The 16,447-nt window shown below is 70.3% G+C and carries 13 protein-coding genes; 8 read left to right on the top strand and 5 right to left on the bottom strand.

The features are described from left to right. Positions 1-62 precede the first annotated feature (62 nt). From ctaD to AB0M29_RS04260, 3 genes are all read left to right on the top strand, one after another. On the top strand, positions 63-1,709 hold the full coding sequence (gene ctaD, locus AB0M29_RS04270; RefSeq protein ID WP_365378662.1) for a cytochrome c oxidase subunit I: 1,647 nt from the start codon (positions 63-65) through the stop codon (positions 1,707-1,709). Between the two features lie 130 nt (positions 1,710-1,839). Next, positions 1,840-2,346: a hypothetical protein gene (locus tag AB0M29_RS04265; protein ID WP_365378660.1), complete on the top strand. Its 507-nt coding sequence runs from the start codon at positions 1,840-1,842 to the stop codon at positions 2,344-2,346. A 487-nt stretch (positions 2,347-2,833) separates the two neighbouring features. Continuing rightward, positions 2,834-4,831, top strand: coding sequence for an amino acid transporter (locus tag AB0M29_RS04260; RefSeq protein ID WP_365378657.1), 1,998 nt, complete (start codon positions 2,834-2,836; stop codon positions 4,829-4,831). Positions 4,832-5,080: 249 nt separating this feature from the next. Here AB0M29_RS04260 and AB0M29_RS04255 read toward each other — a convergent pair whose 3' ends face one another. Then, the gene (locus AB0M29_RS04255) at positions 5,081-6,022 is read right to left on the bottom strand and encodes a helix-turn-helix transcriptional regulator (protein ID WP_365378655.1); all 942 of its coding nucleotides are present in this window, start codon (positions 6,020-6,022) and stop codon (positions 5,081-5,083) included. A gap of 168 nt (positions 6,023-6,190) precedes the next feature. Here AB0M29_RS04255 and AB0M29_RS04250 point away from each other — a divergent pair, with 168 nt between their 5' ends. Both AB0M29_RS04250 and AB0M29_RS04245 read left to right on the top strand, forming a co-directional pair. Then, positions 6,191-6,961: an SDR family oxidoreductase gene (locus AB0M29_RS04250; RefSeq protein WP_365379413.1), complete on the top strand. Its 771-nt coding sequence runs from the start codon at positions 6,191-6,193 to the stop codon at positions 6,959-6,961. Positions 6,962-7,009: 48 nt separating this feature from the next. Beyond that, positions 7,010-7,240: a 4-oxalocrotonate tautomerase family protein gene (locus AB0M29_RS04245; RefSeq protein ID WP_365378652.1), complete on the top strand. Its 231-nt coding sequence runs from the start codon at positions 7,010-7,012 to the stop codon at positions 7,238-7,240. An 83-nt stretch (positions 7,241-7,323) separates the two neighbouring features. On the opposite strand, the gene AB0M29_RS04240 is transcribed toward AB0M29_RS04245, so the two are convergent. Further along, positions 7,324-8,931 (bottom strand): phosphodiester glycosidase family protein, encoded by a 1,608-nt coding sequence (locus AB0M29_RS04240; protein WP_365378649.1) that lies wholly within the window; start codon positions 8,929-8,931, stop codon positions 7,324-7,326. 329 nt (positions 8,932-9,260) lie between these two features. On the opposite strand from AB0M29_RS04240, the gene AB0M29_RS04235 reads away from it, so the two are divergent. Then, positions 9,261-11,342: an alkaline phosphatase family protein gene (locus AB0M29_RS04235; RefSeq protein ID WP_365378647.1), complete on the top strand. Its 2,082-nt coding sequence runs from the start codon at positions 9,261-9,263 to the stop codon at positions 11,340-11,342. A 126-nt stretch (positions 11,343-11,468) separates the two neighbouring features. On the opposite strand, the gene AB0M29_RS04230 is transcribed toward AB0M29_RS04235, so the two are convergent. Continuing rightward, entirely contained in the window at positions 11,469-12,647 is a 1,179-nt protein-coding gene (locus AB0M29_RS04230) for a glycosyltransferase 87 family protein (RefSeq protein ID WP_365378645.1), read from the bottom strand. A 153-nt stretch (positions 12,648-12,800) separates the two neighbouring features. On the opposite strand from AB0M29_RS04230, the gene AB0M29_RS04225 reads away from it, so the two are divergent. Both AB0M29_RS04225 and AB0M29_RS04220 read left to right on the top strand, forming a co-directional pair. Continuing rightward, on the top strand, positions 12,801-13,163 hold the full coding sequence (locus tag AB0M29_RS04225) for a hypothetical protein (RefSeq protein ID WP_365378642.1): 363 nt from the start codon (positions 12,801-12,803) through the stop codon (positions 13,161-13,163). 57 nt (positions 13,164-13,220) lie between these two features. Then, positions 13,221-14,255 carry an aldo/keto reductase family protein gene (locus tag AB0M29_RS04220; protein ID WP_365378640.1) on the top strand — a complete coding sequence of 345 codons (1,035 nt, stop codon included), beginning with the start codon at positions 13,221-13,223 and terminating at the stop codon, positions 14,253-14,255. A gap of 7 nt (positions 14,256-14,262) precedes the next feature. Here the strand turns inward: AB0M29_RS04220 and AB0M29_RS04215 are convergent, their stop codons facing one another. Next, complete coding sequence (locus tag AB0M29_RS04215; protein ID WP_365378638.1) at positions 14,263-14,946, bottom strand: response regulator transcription factor; 684 nt, start codon at positions 14,944-14,946, stop codon at positions 14,263-14,265. Next, the gene (locus AB0M29_RS04210) at positions 14,943-16,220 is read right to left on the bottom strand and encodes a histidine kinase (protein WP_365378635.1); all 1,278 of its coding nucleotides are present in this window, start codon (positions 16,218-16,220) and stop codon (positions 14,943-14,945) included. The genes AB0M29_RS04215 and AB0M29_RS04210 overlap by 4 nt, the downstream gene beginning before the upstream one ends. Positions 16,221-16,447 lie beyond the last annotated feature (227 nt).

Here is a 16,447-nt window from a genome sequence, read left to right as displayed (position 1 = left end):
CTGCGGGTACGGCTGAATTCGATGCGCGGCGCCGTCCGGGGCGCCGGCCGGGTGGCCGACTGATGGTTTCGTGGGCCAGCACAACTGATCATAAGACGATCGGATCGCTGTATCTGATTACCTCGTTCGCCTTCTTCCTCCTCGCCGGAGTCATGGCGCTGCTGATGAGGGCGGAACTGGCGCGGCCCGGCAACCAGTTCGTGTCGAACGAGCAGTACAACCAGGCGTTCACCATGCACGGCACGCTGATGCTGCTGATGTTCGCGACACCGCTCTTCGCGGGGTTCACGAACTGGATCATGCCGTTGCAGATCGGCGCGCCGGATGTGGCGTTCCCGCGGCTGAACGCATTGGCCTACTGGTTCTATCTGTTCGGCTCGCTGATCGTGGTCTGCGGCTTCCTCACCCCTGACGGCGCGGCCGACTTCGGCTGGTTCGCGTACGCGCCGCTCAACGACGCGGTCCGCTCGCCGGGCATCGGCGCCGACATGTGGATGATGGGTCTGGCGCTGTCCGGCTTCGGCACCATCCTCGGCGCCGTCAACTTCATCACCACGATCGTCTGCATGCGCGCCCCCGGCCTGACGATGTTCCGCATGTCGATCTTCTGCTGGAACGTGCTGCTCACCGCGGTCCTGGTGATCATCGCCTTTCCCGTGCTCGCCGCGGCGCTGCTGTGCCTGGAGGCCGACCGGAAGTTCGGGGCGCATGTCTTCGACGCCGCGAACGGCGGGGCGTTGCTGTGGCAGCACCTGTTCTGGTTCTTCGGCCATCCGGAGGTGTACATCATCGCGTTGCCGTTTTTCGGCATCATCTCCGAGATCATCCCGGTCTTCGCGCGGAAGCCGATTTTCGGCTACCTCGGCCTGGTCGGCGCGACGATCGCGATCGCCGGCCTGTCGGTGACGGTCTGGGCGCACCACATGTTCGTCACGGGAGCCGTACTCCTGCCGTTCTTCTCGTTCATGACGTTCCTCATCGCGGTACCGACCGGTGTGAAGTTCTTCAACTGGATCGGCACGATGTGGTGGGGCTCGCTGAGTTTCGAGACGCCGATGCTGTGGTCGATCGGCTTCCTGGTCACCTTTCTCTTCGGCGGCCTGACCGGTGTCATCCTGGCGGCCCCGCCGCTGGACTTCCATGTGTCGGACTCGTACTTCGTGGTCGCGCACTTCCATTACGTCGTCTTCGGCACCGTGGTGTTCGCGATGTTCGCGGGCTTCCATTTCTGGTGGCCCAAGTTGACCGGCAAGATGCTCGACGAGCGGCTCGGCAAAATCACCTTCTGGACGCTGTTCATCGGCTTCCACACCACCTTCCTCGTCCAGCACTGGCTGGGCGCCGAGGGCATGCCGCGCCGCTACGCCGACTATCTCGCGGCGGACGGGTTCACCACGCTCAACACCATCTCCACCATCGGGTCGTTCCTGCTCGGCCTGTCGGTCCTGCCCTTCCTCTACAACGTGTGGAGGACCGCGCAGTACGGCGAGAAGGTCGAGGTCGACGACCCGTGGGGCTACGGCCGTTCGCTGGAGTGGGCGACCTCGTGCCCGCCGCCCCGCCACAACTTCCGCAGCCTGCCCCGTATCCGCTCCGAGTGCCCGGCCTTCGACCTCCACCACCCCGAGATCGTCATGACGGAGCCGGGGGCGCTCCAGGACCGCACCGCGGCCCAGCCCCTCGGCCGCGGCGAGCCCGGGGGCCGGTGAGCGGACGGCCCGGGGCGGGGGAGTGCGGAGGTGTCGCTGACGCGTGCATGCCTAGAGCGTGATCATCGCGGCACGACATGTTCAGCTTCGATTCACATGATCAACGCTTCTGCCCTCAATCCTCGCGATCATGAAATCCCGGAAGACCCTGAGACTGACCCTGCCCATGATGTTCGCCGCCCTCATGCTCACCGTGGCGGGCTCGATGACCACCGCGTCCGCGGCGACCGACTGGGTGTACAAGAACGCCTACGAGGGCAACTGCCTCACCGCCTCCACCACGACCAGCAACGTCTGGTCGGGCCCCTGCGACGAGTCGCCCGGCACCTACTGGAACTGGGGCAGCTCCTACACCGCCTACCCCAGCGGGATCACCTACCGCCAGCTCAAGAGCGCGGCCACCGGCAAGTGCCTCACCACGGACGACAAGACCGACACCAACGCCGTGTGGCAGAGCAGCTGCGACAGCGGCCTCAACTCCGGGCAGCTGTGGAACGGCGACTACAGCGAACTCTCCACCTACAGCGGCGAGAACGACTTGCGCACCTCGGCCAACGGCGACGCCGTCTACTCCACCCCCTGGGGCCAGTCCGGCATCGAGACCGCACGTTGGACCTGGAACGGCACCCACTACTGACACGCGGCGCTTCGCCGGTCCTCAGTCCGCAGGAGTGGCGAGCCGGGCTCGCCACTCCTGCAGGTGTCGTCTCCTTCATCCCGCCCCCTGCTCGCGTCCCGCCCAGCCCGCGCGCGTCCCTCTCTTCTACGGCAGTTGGCGCCGTCGGGGAACCCGAGGCGGTCGGCTTGGCCGGAAGGGAAGCCCGCTCCCTTCCCCGGGTGGCCGTCGCCGGGGTCGCGCGGCGGTCCGAGGCCGTGGGGAAGCGTTAAGAACGCGTATGAATTCGTCGGCGGGCCGGCCGTTCGGCGCCGCGCTGCCGCACGCTTGCTCGGGCCGGAGACCGCAGCGTTGCGGGACACCGGGCAGATCGAGCAGGGGCGGGTCGGGTTCCGGCGGGGGAATGCGTCCGTACTTCTCCCTGATTCGTATGAATAGTCTGTTCTTGTTGCAATCGAGCGCCTCGGCGCGAGCGGCACTCGCCGCAAGAGACGGGAGCAGATGACCCATGGCAGCCGCTTCGGAAACGCGGTCCGCGCACGAGGAGCCACCGGGGCGGGTGCGCGCGTGGTTGCTGGAGGGGCTGTCCGACATGGCCCGGCACCAGCAGGGCCCGGAGACCGACGTCCGGCCGCCGGACGCCTCGGCCACCGCGCCTGAACCGCCCCACCACGGACAGCGGTGGTGGCGCGTGATGTGCCTCACCGGTGTCGACTACTTCTCCACCCTGGGCTACCAGCCCGGCATCGCCGCCCTGGCCGCCGGCCTGCTCTCTCCGATCGCCACCATCGTCCTGGTCATCGTCACCCTGGCCGGCGCCCTGCCCGTCTACCGCAGGGTCGCCAAGGAAAGCCCCCACGGCGAAGGCTCCATCGCCATGCTGGAACGCCTGCTGTCGTTCTGGAAGGGCAAACTGTTCGTCCTGGCCCTCCTGGGCTTCGCGGCGACGGACTTCCTGATCACCATCACCCTCTCCGCCGCCGACGCCTCGACCCACCTGGTCGAGAACCCCCACTTCAACAGCACCCTGCACGGCCACCAGATGATCATCACCCTGGCCCTGGTCGCTCTGCTGGGCGCGGTGTTCCTCAAGGGGTTCCTGGAGGCGATCGGTGTCGCCACGGTCCTGGTCGCGGTCTATCTGGTACTGAACGTGGTCGTGGTGGCCACCGGCCTCTACCACGTCCTGGCCGCCCCCCACCTGGTGACCGACTGGACCAGCGGTCTGACCGCCGAGCGCGGCAACATCTTCGTCATGATCGGCGTGTCCCTGGTCATCTTCCCCAAGCTCGCGCTGGGCCTGTCCGGCTTCGAGACCGGCGTCGCCGTCATGCCCCACGTCCAGGGCGACCCCGACGACACCGAGCAGCGCCCGGCGGGCCGGATCAGGGACACCAAGAAGCTGCTGACGACCGCCGCGCTCGTCATGAGCGTGTTCCTCATCGCGACCAGCTTCCTCACCACGGTCCTGATACCCCAGCAGGACTTCCGCAACGGCGGACCCGCCAACGGCCGCGCCCTCGCCTACCTCGCCCACCAGTACCTGGGCTCGGGCTTCGGCACGGCGTACGACTTCTCCACCATCGCGATCCTGTGGTTCGCCGGCGCCTCGGCCATGGCAGGACTGCTCAACCTCATGCCCCGCTACCTGCCCCGCTACGGCATGGCCCCGCACTGGGCCCGCGCGGTGCGCCCCATGGTCCTGGTCTTCACCCTCATCGCCTTCCTCGTCACCTGGATCTTCGACGCCGACGTCGACAAGCAGGGCGGCGCCTACGCCACCGGCGTCCTGGTCCTGATGAGCTCCGCCGCCGTCGCCGTGACCATCTCCGCGCGCCGGTCCCGGCAGCGCAAGTGGACGATCGGCTTCGGGACCATCGCCCTGGTGTTCCTCTACACCACCGTGGTCAACGTGCTGGAACGCCCCGACGGCGTGAAGATCGGCGGCTGCTTCATCGCCGGGATCATCCTGGTCTCGCTGCTGTCCCGGCTCGCCCGCGCCTTCGAACTGCGGGTGACGAGCGTGACCCTGGACGACATGGCCGCCCGCTTCGTCCGCGACATCGCCAGTCGCCGTATCAGGTTCATCGCCAACGAGCCCGACCGCCGGGACGCCGCCGAGTACCGCGAGAAGGTCAAGCAGATCCGTTTCGACAACGACCTGACCCCGGAGGACGACGTCGTCTTCGTCGAGGTCACCGTGCGCGACGCCTCCGAGTTCGAGTCCGCCGTGACGGTACGCGGAGAAGTCCTCCACGACCGCTACCGCGTCCTCACCCTGGAGGGCACCTCCGTCCCCAACGCCCTGGCCGCCCTCCTCCTCCACGTCCGCGACGTCACCGGCTGCAAGCCGCACATCTACTTCGAGTGGACCGAGGGCAGCCCCTTCGCCAACTTCTTCCGCTTCCTCCTCTTCGGCCAGGGCGAAGTGGCCCCGGTCACCCGCGAGGTCCTCCGCGAAGCCGAACCCGACGTCAAACGCCGCCCCCGCGTCCACGTCGGCTGACGACCCCGGCAGCAGCGGCCGACGTTCCCCGGACCCTGCCTCGGTCCGGGCGGTCCGCCCGTAGAGTGGGGAGATGAGCGCCGGGGGGAGCTTGGCACGGGGGCCGTCGGAAGACTCGTGGCCTGGGAGTCGCTGGCCGGTGTGTGCATCTGCTCCACGATGATCAACTTCACCCCTGACGTGGAAGAGGCGTGCAAGCGCTGGGTTCCGGCGGACTTGTGGCGCCGCACCGCCGTACGGTGCGGGACCTCACGACGCCCCACCGTCCGACGCAGACGGACCGAAGGACGCACCCGTCTCGGACACCCCCGGCTGAGCCTGCCCGTAGTTCGTGCCCCGGGCGAGTCCCCACTCCTGCGTCCCTATGACGGAGAGCAGTCGGAGCTGCTCGGCTCCCGGGCTTCCGGGGGGAGCGGTGAACCACAGGAGGCGCTGGCGTCCGTCCTCGCTGAGGAGGTTGAAGCAGTCGAGCTCGATGACACCGAGCGTGGGGTGGATGATCTTCTTGCGGTCCATGCGGCGGACCGCGACGTCGTGGGTGTCCCAGAGGTCCGCGAACTCCTGGCTGCGGCGGCGTAGTACGGCGACCATCTTCTTGACCTCCTCGTCCCGGCCGCGCCGGGCGGCCGCCGCGTGGAGGTCGGACACGAACACCCGGGAGTGGTGTGGGTGGTCCTCGGGCGGATGGATGTCGCGGGTGCGCGGGTCGGTGAACCAGCGGTGGACGAAGCTCGCGGTCGGGCCGTGGTGTGCCGGGGACGGGCCGAGCAGGGCGACCGCCAGGGCGTTCTCCACCAGCGTTTCGTGCAGGTCGGTGATGACGCGTGCGGGGGTGTCGGACAGCCGGTCCAGCAGTGCGAGCAGCGCGGGCTGCACGTGTGCCGAGGGTCCGTGGGCGGACGGGGGGATCGGCCGTTCAGCCAGGTGGAACAGATGGTCGCGCTCGTCGCCGTTGAGGCGCAGGGCCCGGGCGAGGGCGGCCAGGGCCTGGGCGGAGGGCTGTACGCCGTGCTTCGCGCCGCCGCGTTCCAGCTCGGTGTAGTAGTCGGCGGACAGCCCCGCGAGCTGGGCGACCTCCTCGCGGCGCAGCCCGGGGACGCGTCGGCGCGGGCCTTGGGGGAGGCCGACCTCGGCGGGGCGGATGCGGTCGCGGCGGGTTCTGAGGAAAGCGCCGAGTTCGGGAAGGTTCACCGTTTCATGGTCCCTCGCGTGCCGGGTCGTAGCCAGGGGGTGCCATCCCCTGGGTAGACGCAGCCCTGGCTGGGGGCAGGGGGGCGGCCGATCGTGGAGGACGCAGCAGGTCGGCGCAGAACCGTCGCCCGATCGCCACCACCACAGGAGTCAGCAGTGTCCATTCCCATGTCCCCCGACGGAGCGGCCGCCCCGGCCCAGCCCTCCACCTCTCCCCGCGTCGCGATCGTCACCGGCGGCTCGCGCGGCATCGGCCGTCAGGCGGTGAGCCGCCTGGCCGCCGACGGGTACGCCGTCGTGGTCGGCTACGCAGGCAACGAGGGCGAGGCCGAAGCCGCGGTGGAAGAGGCCGTCGCCGAGGGCGCGCGGGCGGTCGCGGTGCGCGCCGACGTCGCCGAAGAGCAGGCCGTCGCCGCGTTGTTCGACGTGGCCGAAGCGGAGTTCGGCGGGATCGACGTCGTCGTGCACGCGGCCGGGCGGGCACACATGGCGCCGATCGCCGAGCTGGATCTGGCCGTCCTGGACGACCTGCACCGCACCAACATCCGCGGCACGTTCGTCGTCGTCCAGCAGGCCGTCCGCCGGGTGCGCCGCGGCGGTGCGATCGTCACGTTCTCCACGTCCGTGGTGGGGCTGGCTTTCCCGAACTACGGGGCGTACTCCGCCAGCAAGGGCGCGGTCGAGGCGCTGACGCTGATCCTGGCCCGGGAGTTGCGGGGCCGTGACGTCACCGCCAACGCGGTCGCACCCGGCCCGACGGCCACCGACATGTTCCTGGACGGCAAGGACGAGGAGACCATCGCCCGCCTGGCGGCCCAGCCCCCGCTGGAACGGCTCGGCGCCCCGGCCGACATCGCCGAGGTCGTCGCGTTCCTCGCCTCCCCGGCCGGCCACTGGATCAACGGTCAGGTCGTCCGGGTCAACGGCGGAATCATCTGAGCCGCCCGCCCACCACCACGCCCCCGCTGAGAGAAGGAACGACCAGCCATGCCTTTCGCGAACTTCAAGGTCCCCGAGAAGACCCTCACCCAGAAGCAGAAGGAGGAGATCGTCACCCGCGCCACCGAGCTGTACGTGGAGATCTACGGTGAGCGTGCCCGCGCCACGACCATGGTGCTGGTCGAAGAGGTCGCCGACGGCGGCTGGGGGATCGGCGGCAGTGTGCTGACCCTCGCCGTGCTCGGTGAGGCGGCACCGACCGCCGACGGCGGCGCCTGACCGCGTCGGCCGCCGTGCGGCGGGGACGGCACCTACCCTCCGAGGGCCGCCGTGGTGTGAGCACGGCGGCGCCTCGGTCCAGGTCACCGGCCGGGGTCGGCCGGGAGGACCTGGAGGGTGTCGCCGACGGGGCGCTCGCCCGTGGCGTCGGAGGTGTGGTTGACGAGGGTGCCGTTGACGGTGAAGGCGGTGGAGCCGCCGCCGTCCAGGTTCAGTGCCTGCACCGCGCCGAGCGACCGCATGAAGTGGGCGGCTTCGGAGAGGGTGAAGCCTTCGCTGCCCCCGGTGAGGCGGCCGTCGACGGTGACGAGGAGGAGGCGCCCGCGGGCGTCGACGCCGGCGAGGGTGCGAGGCTGGCGGACGTTGGCCCAGGCGTAGCCGAAGGAGAGGTCCTGGGGGTCGACAGTGCCCTCGGTGGCCGCGTCGATGGCGACCCGGCCGTTCTTGACGAGCGTGGGAGCCGCGCTGACGATGCTGTCGCCGCGCCCGAGGCGGATCCGGTGCCCGGCGGTGTCACGTACCGTCTCGTCCACGCGCACCCGCTGCCCGACCGAGGCGTGCGCGGTCAGCCACTGCGCGGCCGAGCCGATGCCCTGGAGGACCGAGCCGCCGGCCGGAACCCGGCCGCCGCGGGCGCCCACGGACACCACACTGCCCGTGGCGTCGAGCACGGCCTGAACAACCGTGCCCCCGGGCAGGTTCGCGCCGAAGGCGGGGGTGAAGAGCACGAGGTCGTCGGCCTCGTGGCAGGTGACGTCCTGCCACGGCAGCGTGCTCGGCACCGCGCCCGGCCGCCCGCAGTCCCGTACCGTCCCCGGCACCCGGTTGATGCCCTGCACGGCGTAGGTGGCACCGGCCACTCGCGCGGTGGCGTCGGTGGTGAGGTCCGCGATACGGATGTGCCGGCCGCCGCCCAGGATCAGCGCGGCCCGGGCGCCGGCCGCCATGGACTCCAACTCCCCGTCGTACGCGGCGATCCCGGACTGGGTGCCCTGCACGCCGTCGGAGTCGGAGGTCACGAAGAACCCCGCGTTCGTCCCGACGAGGGACCGGAGCTTCGCGGCCACCGAGGACGTGGTCTCCCGCTGGGCGACGTTCCCGTCGTGGGTGCCCTCGACGGTCCCGTGGAAGAGGCGCGGGTCGATCACGGCGATGTGGATGTTCTCCACGTCCGCGGGCTGCTGCGCGTCGTACCCGGTCCACGCCACCGCGGCGTGGAACCCGGCGGCGGCCACCGAGTTGGCCGCGGTCTGGGCGGCGGCCTGGGACGCGTACGCACCGACGCGGACCCGCAGTCCCATCGCGCCGTGCGGGGTGTCGGCGTAGTCCGGCCAGGCCACCGTCTCGACCCGCGGCGGGAACCCCGCGGTACGCAGCTTCGCCGCGGTGTCGTCCGCCCACGCCCGGGGGCCGACCTCGACGTCGACGGGCGCACCCGAAAGCCGGCCGGTGGACGGGTACTTGACGGTGACCGTCCAGGAGGGCGCGGCCGCGGTGTCGCGCAGGGTGCCGGTCCGCACCTCGACGCCCGGCGCGACCTGCTGCGTGGTCCACTGCGTGCCGCTCCCCGCGGGAGCGTCCGCCCGAGCGGACCCGGTCACCGCGAGCGGCACGACGGCCGCCAGTACGGTGACGGCGCCCAGCAGGGTCCGGCCGCGGCCTCGCAGAGCGCCGCCCTTCGACTTGTCCATGAGTCCTCTTCACTGTCGGTACGACTTCGGAGGCGACCTCACCGCCGGTGGTCATGTGCCGCCACCTTCGGGCCGATCCCAGCCTCCGTACGAGAAGCCCCGCCTCTCCCGGGCTGAGGATCGGGCGAACACTCGGCGAACAGGGCATCGCCGGCCAGGGGTTGTGGGTGGCACCCTTTCGCCGCACCGCGCACGCACTCCCGCGCAAGCTTCCCTTCATGTTCTGTCAGCCAACGCTCGGCCGCCGTTCGCATGGAGTTGGTATTCGCCAAGTTGTATGTACAACTCCAGACCCAGTCGACGTACTCGATCTTGCGCGAGGAACATTCATGAGCACTGATCCGATCACTTCGCACCCCGAGCCCGGACCCGACGACCGCACGGACACGACGACCGGCAGCAGCCGCCGCAGGTTCCTCCAGGGCACGGGGGTCGCCGCCGGGGCACTGGCGCTCAGCGGAATCGCCGGGACGGGGCGCGGATACGCCGCTACGGAGTCCAGGCACGGGCTGCCGAAGGGCTTCAGGGGCGACATGTCCGACCTGAAGCACGTGGTGATCCTCATGCAGGAGAACCGGTCCACCGACCACTACTTCGGCACGTTCCCCGGCATCCGCGGCCTCAACGACAAGCAGGCGCTGCGGTTCCAGGACGGCACCACCGTCTTCCAGCAGAAGGACAGCGGCGGCAACATCGTCACGCCCAAGGAGGACGACGGCACTTGGGGCAACGACCACGGGGCCTGGGGCGACGTCAACCACCGCAAGTGGGACCTCTGGGTGAACCACAACGGCGCGAGCTGTATGAACCACCACAGCGACGCCTACATGGGCTTCTACCACTCGGTCGCCGCCCAGTACACCATCGCGGACCAGTACTTCTGTTCGGAGTTCGGGCCGACCGACCCCAACCGGAAGTACCTGTGGAGCGGTACCGCCAACAGCGAGACGGGCAACACCGACGAGTCCAACTACTCCCGCCCCTGGATCACGGTCGCCGAGCAGCTCCAGCAGTCCGGCATCGACTGGCGGCTCTACTCCGACAACAGTGGTAACGGGCGCCAGGGCTACGTCAGTTCGTGGATCGGCGACTACGGCGACAACGAGCTCAAGTACTTCAAGGGCTTCGACCCCGAGGGGCTGAGCGCCGACGACCCGAAGCTCCAGCCGGGCACCGGGCTCATCTGGCGCGGCAACGCCGCCTACTACTCCGGCACGACCTCGCCGAACAACGACTCCGACGCGAACCTCGACGCGGTCCTGAAGGACTTCCACGACGCCTGCCAGCCGGGCGCGCAGCACCCGCTGCCGGCGGTCTCCTGGATCGTCGCACCGTACGGCTGGTCCGAGCACCCGGGCGCGGACTCGCTGCACGGCGAGCGCTACGTCAAGAAGGTCCTCGACATCCTGCAGGGCAACCCCGACATCTGGGACCACACCCTGTTCATCCTCAACTACGACGAGAACGACGGGAAGTTCGACCACGTGCTGCCGCCGTGGCCCGAGCCCGGCACGGCGCGCGAGTACAACGGCGACTACCCGCTCGGCCTCGGCGCGCGGGTGCCGATGCTGCTGGTCTCTCCGTGGAGCCGCGGCGGGTACGTCGCCTCGGAGGTCTTCGACCACACCTCGACGATCAAGTTCCTCGAGGTCTGGGCGGCCCACCTCGGCAAGCCGTTCCGCAGCCCCAACATCAGCGACTGGCGGCGCTCGATCGCCGGCGACCTCACCAGCGCCCTCGACTTCGCCCACCCGCGGCCGGGCCCCGCCACCTTCTCCGACCCGCTCGCCGAGCAGCCGGTGACCATCACGGCCGACCACATGAAGGCGCGCCCGCTGAGCTTCCACCCGCACGCGACGCTCACGGAGGATCGCAAGGCGGGCACGGTCACCGCCACGATGACCCTGGGCGGCGGCCCGTACGGCAAGGCGGTGAGCTTCCAGGTCTTCCCCGACAAGCACCTGCCGTTCTCCAACACCCCCTTCACCGTCACCGCCGGCGAGCCGCGCGAGTACACCTGGGACGCCACCGCCACCGACGGCCAGTACGCCTTCTCGATCTACTGCAACGACGGCTTCGTGCGCTCCTTCGCCGGCCAGGTCCCGCCGCCCGGAAAGCCGGAGGGCGCCCTCCCGCGCGTCGGCGCCGCTCTCCTCCGGGGCGAGCACACCCGGAAGGACGCCCACCTCAAGCTCACCCTCCACAACGACGGCACCAAGCCGGTGCGGTACACCCTCGCCGCCCACGACTACCGCGGCGGCACCCGCACCGTCACGGTGCACGGCGGCAGGTCACAGGTCGTCATGTGGCCGACCCACAACGGCTACTACGACGTCGTCCTGACCGTCGACACCGACAGCGCCTGGACGCAGCGGTACGCCGGCCGCATCGCCACGACCGGCAGGTACTGACACCGGTACGGCGCGGCGGGTCGTCATCTGCCGGTCCGCCCGCGGTGGTTCGTGCGACCTGCACCAGGTAGCGGTACGTGACCTGGTGCAGGTCGTCGGTGTGTCGCTCGGCGCCGAACCCTCGGGTCACGGCTGGGGTACGAGGGCGTGCTCCGGTCGTGTGCGGCTGAGATCGACCAGGCGCCGCGGCTCGGCGGGGGTCGTCCGCTGCCGGAGGCGCCAGGCCATGTACGCGACGAACGCCAGGCCGGACAGCAAGTAGCAGTTGGCGACGAGGGTGTTCGTCCCGTCGAAGCCGTGGACGCGCGGCATCCACCACAAGGGGGAGAGGCAGAAGAGCAGGTACGCGCCGGCCGCCCAGCGGCGGCGTCCGTCCCGTACGAGGAACAGGAGCGCGGGCACCACCCACACCCAGTGGTGGGCCCACGAGATCGGCGAGACGAGCAGTCCTGTCGTGCCGGTCACCGCGGCGGCGCCCAGCCATTCGTCCCGCCGCGCCCACGCCACCGCCACCGCCATCCCGGCCGCTCCCAGCACGAGCGGCACCACCGGATACCAGCCGCCCACATGGTCCGGCCCGCCCAGCAGCCGTGCGGCCGCGCCGAAGGGGGACTGGTTGCTGATGTAGTCCGCCCCGACGCGCGAGGTGTCGAGGAACGTGCCGCTCCAGTAGACCCGCGACGCCTTGGGGGCGACGAGGAACCCCAGCAGCCCGCACGCGACGAAGGTCCCGGCCGAGACCGCGGCCGCCCGTATCCGCCCTGCGAGCAGCAGCATCACCACGAAGATCCCGGGCGTCAGCTTGATCGCGGCAGCCACCCCCACCCCGACCCCGGCCCATCGCCGCCCAGCCGCCACCATCCGGACATCGGCCAGCACGAGCGCCAGCAGAAACGGATTGATCTGCCCCAGGAAGATCGACTGCCACATCGGCTGGAGGAACAGCCCGGCGGCCACCACGACGGCCAACCGGGCCCTCGTACAAGCGAATCCACCCAACCGCAGCGCGCTCCCGCAGCTCCAAGCGAACGCACCCACGGACGCCAACTCCCAGCCGATTCTGGCGACGGTCAGCGGTATGTGCGACACCGGGGAGAACAACGCCGCCATGAAGGGCGTGTTGGTGAACCAGTGCGCGACGAGCTGCTCCCGATAGAGCCTCGCCCCGTCCGTCACGACCCGCCCGCCCTCCCAATAGATATGGAAATCCAGCGCGTTCCAGGCGGCGGCGAACGCGACGACTCCGAAGATCTGCAGGGCAAGGACCGTGTACACGAGGTGCGTTCGCTTCTGTGGCTCTCTCATGACATGGGACGATCTCCCGTACGGACCCCCACGGGCATCGGGCCATGGGCGACAATCGCCCACCCCTCGGGTAGTCCGCGGGCGTACACCCACGGCCTCATGGACGGCCGCGCCGTCACGTGTACGAGGGGGAGAGGAGGGAGAATGGGTGCCATGCCTTCACGCTGGTCGACCGCTTCCCGCAACTCGCTGCTGTCCATCGGTTCGACGGAGTCGATCCTTTCGATCGGCTCGGCGGGCTCGATCCTGTCCGTGGGATCGGTGGGGTCGGTGGGCTCCTTCGGTTCGCTCGGGTCGTTCATGTCCGCGGGATCGCTCGGGTCGTTCCAGTCGTTCGGCTCGTGGCTGTCGGGCCAGTCGAACGGTTCGGTGCTGAGCTGGCAGTCCAATGACGCCGTGCTCGCCTCTCGTACCAACAATTCATCGGAGGGCTGGCGGTGGCGGGCCGCGGTCGCCGTGACGGCAACCGCGGTGGCGGGGCTCGTCTGGTGCAGCGCGGGCCGAGCCCACCGATAGGGCGCCCGCGGGCAAATACGGTGGCCGTGCGTGCCGGTGATCGTTAGGTTCCGGAGCATGGAGCACCGTGTTCTGGGCCGAAGCGGCCTGTACATCAGCGAGATCACCTACGGAAACTGGCTCACCCATGGCGAGACCGTCGAACGCGACACCGCCACGAGCTGCATCCACGCCGCGCTCGACGTCGGTGTCACCACCTTCGACACGGCCGACGTCTACGCCCAGGGCGCGGCCGAAGAGGTCCTCGGCCATGCGCTGAAGGGACTGCGCCGCGAATCCGTGGAGATCGCCACCAAGGTGTGTCTGCCGACCGGCCCGGGCCGCAACGACCGCGGGCTGTCCCGCAAGCACGTCATCGAGTCCTGCCATGCCTCACTGCGCCGCCTCGGCGTCGACTACGTCGACCTCTACCAGGCGCACCGTTTCGACGAGGGCACCCCGCTGGAAGAGACCCTGATCGCCTTCGACGACCTGGTCCGCGCGGGCAAGGTGCTCTACCTGGGCGTCTCCGAGTGGCGCGCCGAACAGATCGAGCAGGCGCTGCGGATCGCCGGGCAACTCGGGCTGCGCAGCCGGATCGTGGCGAACCAGCCGCAGTACAACATGCTGTGGCGGGTGATCGAGCCGGAGGTGCTGCCGGTCTGCGCACGCGAGGGCATCGGACAGCTTGTCTTCCAGCCGCTGGCCCAGGGCGTGCTCACCGGCAAGTACCGACCGGGACAGCCCGCACCGGCCGGTACCCGCGCCACCGCGGGCGGCCGCGCCCCGACCTTCATCGCCCGGGTCCTCGGCCCGGAGCTGCTCGACCGGGTCCAGCAACTGCTGCCGCTGGCCCGGCAGTCCGGACTGACGATGGCCCAACTGGCCGTCGCCTGGACGCTCAACCGCCCGGGCATCACCTCCGCCGTCATCGGCGCGACCCGACCCGAGCAGGTCCGCGAGAACGCCGCGGCCTCGGGCAAGCGCCTGGACGCCGAAGTGCTGCGGCGGATCGACGCCGTCCTCGGTGACCTGGTCGACCGCGACCCGGGCAAGACGGCGCGGATGATGGACGTCAAGCCGCAGTGGCGTACCGCGGCGGAAACGCCGTAGCGCCAGGTCACGGCGTGCCGGGAGTGATCAGTCCTGACTCGTAGGCGAAGATCACCGCTTGGGCGCGGTCGCGCAGGGTGAGTTTGGCGAAGATGTTGCCGATGTGGGTCTTCACGGTCTGTTCGGCGACGACGAGGTGCTGGGCGATCTGGGTGTTGCTGTGGCCGCGGGCGACGAGTTCGAGGATCTCGGTCTCGCGTGGGGTCAGCAGGCGCAGGCGGGTGCCGTCGCCGGTGTCCTGGCGTGGTGTGGGCCGGGCGGCGGCGAAGTCGGCGATGAGACGGCGGGTGACCGAGGGGGACAGGAGCGCGTCGCCTTCGGCGATGACGCGGACCGCGCGGGTGAGGTCGGTGATGGGCGCGTCCTTGAGGAGGAAGCCGCTGGCTCCGGAGCGGAGCGCTTCGTAGACATAGGCGTCGACGTCGTAGGTGGTGAGCATCAGCACTCGGGGTCGGTGGGTGTCCTCGGCCGACGGGCTCATGAGGTGGCGTACGGCGTCGAGGCCGTCCATCTCCGGCATGCGGACGTCCATCAGCACGACGTCGGGGCGCAGTTCGCGGCAGACCTGGAGGGCCTCGCGGCCGTTGGCGGCTTCGCCGACCACATCGATGCCGGTTTGCGCGGCCAGCACGGCGGTGAAGCCGGCGCGGACCATGGCCTGGTCGTCGACGACGACGACACGGATCGTCATGGGCTGAGGGTCTCCTCGCGCAGTGAGGTCGGCAGGGGGAGCCGGGCGGTGACCTGGAAGCCGCCGTCGTCCGTCGGTCCGGTCTCCAGGACGCCGCCGAGCAGGCGCACGCGTTCGCGCATCCCCACCAGGCCGTGGCCGGTGCCGGTGGTCTCCAGGGTGTCCGGGGAGCGCTCCGGCGCGGCGTTGGCGACCCGCACGGTCAGGCCGGCGCGGTTCGGCGACAGTGTCAGGTCGACGTGTGTCGGCGCCCCGGTCGCGTGCCGCACCACGTTGGCCAGTGCCTCCTGGACGACCCGGTACGCCGAGAGTTCCACCACGGGCGGCAGCAGGCCCTTGAGCCCTTGGAGGGCGTCGTCGACGGACAGCGTCACCGGGACGCCGGCCCGGCCGGTGGTTTCGACCAGGTGCGGCACGGCGTCCAGACCTGGCTGCGGGGCCCGTTCGCGGTCCGCGTCCTCGTTGCGCAGTACGCCGAGCAGCATCCGCATCTCCGACAGGGACTGCCGTGCGGCGGCGGCGATGGCGGCGAACTCCTCCCGGGCGGCCGGCGGTGTCCCGGTGATGCGGTAGGGCGCGCTGTCGGCCTGGACGGTGATCACCGACATGTGATGGGCGACGACGTCGTGCAATTCCCTGGCGATCCGGGCCCGTTCCTCCAGCAGGGTGTGCCGTGCCCGTTCCGCCTGGGCGATCAACCGCTGCTCGCCCAGGCGCCGCAGGGCCTCCTGCCGCTCCTGGAGTACGCGGCCCACCAGCAGCACTCCGCCGCCGAGGACGGCCAGCAGGAGGTCGCTGCCGTCGCGGTCGTGCGGTGAGACGGCCGCCATGACCAGGCCCGAGGCGGTGAGGACCACCCATACCGTCACCAGGGCGGCGCGGCGCTCCCGGCGGGCCACCACGACCAGCAGCACCAGTTGCCCGACGATGACGGCGGGCGGCCAGGGCCAGCTGTTCCCCTCCAAGTGCGGGGCGTGCCGCAGTGCCACGGACGCCGCCAGGTCCGCCGCCGTCATGATCCACCACGCCTGCAGCGGGCGGCTGACCGCCAGAAGCAGCGGAGCCGCCTGAACGACGGCCAGGACGGCGGCGGGCACGGCGTCGAGGCCGTACACGTGGAACATGGTCCAGCCGCCGAGCGCGCCGAGGGCCGCGGCGGTCACCGCCGCGACCCCGTACCGCACCCAGCGCCGGGCGAAGCGGGACGTGGTGGAGAGCGGCGGGGCCGGCCGTTGCGAGACGAAGAGCGCACGCGGCCACTCAAGGGCGTTCATGGCCCTGCCAGCTTAGGCGGCCGGTCGGACGGCCGCCTCACCCCACGAAGCCAGGTGCCCGGCTCCCTCTCATACCCGGGTAGGGGGCCGGACCTGGCTCCCCGGGTTGATCCGCCAACGGGGGCCGCCCGCCTAGTGTCCTGCGCCAGGAATTCGATCAAGATATGAGGCGAGGCGTTCGAGGATCTCGTCAGCGCTCTTCGTCCAGGCGAAGGGACGGGGGTTCT

It is taken from the genome of Streptomyces sp. NPDC051976, from assembly GCF_040680795.1.
GTDB lineage: Bacteria > Actinomycetota > Actinomycetes > Streptomycetales > Streptomycetaceae > Actinacidiphila.
The sequence above is the reverse complement of the archived record's forward strand: the minus strand, read 5'-3'. Positions and strand labels throughout refer to the sequence as shown.

Coding starts and splice junctions, on each gene's coding strand:
- ctaD (WP_365378662.1), top strand. CDS start 63: ATGGTTTCGTGGGCCAGCACAACTGATCATAAGACGATCGGATCGCTG.
- AB0M29_RS04265 (WP_365378660.1), top strand. CDS start 1,840: ATGAAATCCCGGAAGACCCTGAGACTGACCCTGCCCATGATGTTCGCC.
- AB0M29_RS04260 (WP_365378657.1), top strand. CDS start 2,834: ATGGCAGCCGCTTCGGAAACGCGGTCCGCGCACGAGGAGCCACCGGGG.
- AB0M29_RS04250 (WP_365379413.1), top strand. CDS start 6,191: ATGTCCCCCGACGGAGCGGCCGCCCCGGCCCAGCCCTCCACCTCTCCC.
- AB0M29_RS04245 (WP_365378652.1), top strand. CDS start 7,010: ATGCCTTTCGCGAACTTCAAGGTCCCCGAGAAGACCCTCACCCAGAAG.
- AB0M29_RS04240 (WP_365378649.1), bottom strand. CDS start 8,931: ATGGACAAGTCGAAGGGCGGCGCTCTGCGAGGCCGCGGCCGGACCCTG.
- AB0M29_RS04235 (WP_365378647.1), top strand. CDS start 9,261: ATGAGCACTGATCCGATCACTTCGCACCCCGAGCCCGGACCCGACGAC.
- AB0M29_RS04230 (WP_365378645.1), bottom strand. CDS start 12,647: ATGAGAGAGCCACAGAAGCGAACGCACCTCGTGTACACGGTCCTTGCC.
- AB0M29_RS04225 (WP_365378642.1), top strand. CDS start 12,801: ATGCCTTCACGCTGGTCGACCGCTTCCCGCAACTCGCTGCTGTCCATC.
- AB0M29_RS04220 (WP_365378640.1), top strand. CDS start 13,221: ATGGAGCACCGTGTTCTGGGCCGAAGCGGCCTGTACATCAGCGAGATC.
- AB0M29_RS04215 (WP_365378638.1), bottom strand. CDS start 14,946: ATGACGATCCGTGTCGTCGTCGTCGACGACCAGGCCATGGTCCGCGCC.
- AB0M29_RS04210 (WP_365378635.1), bottom strand. CDS start 16,220: ATGAACGCCCTTGAGTGGCCGCGTGCGCTCTTCGTCTCGCAACGGCCG.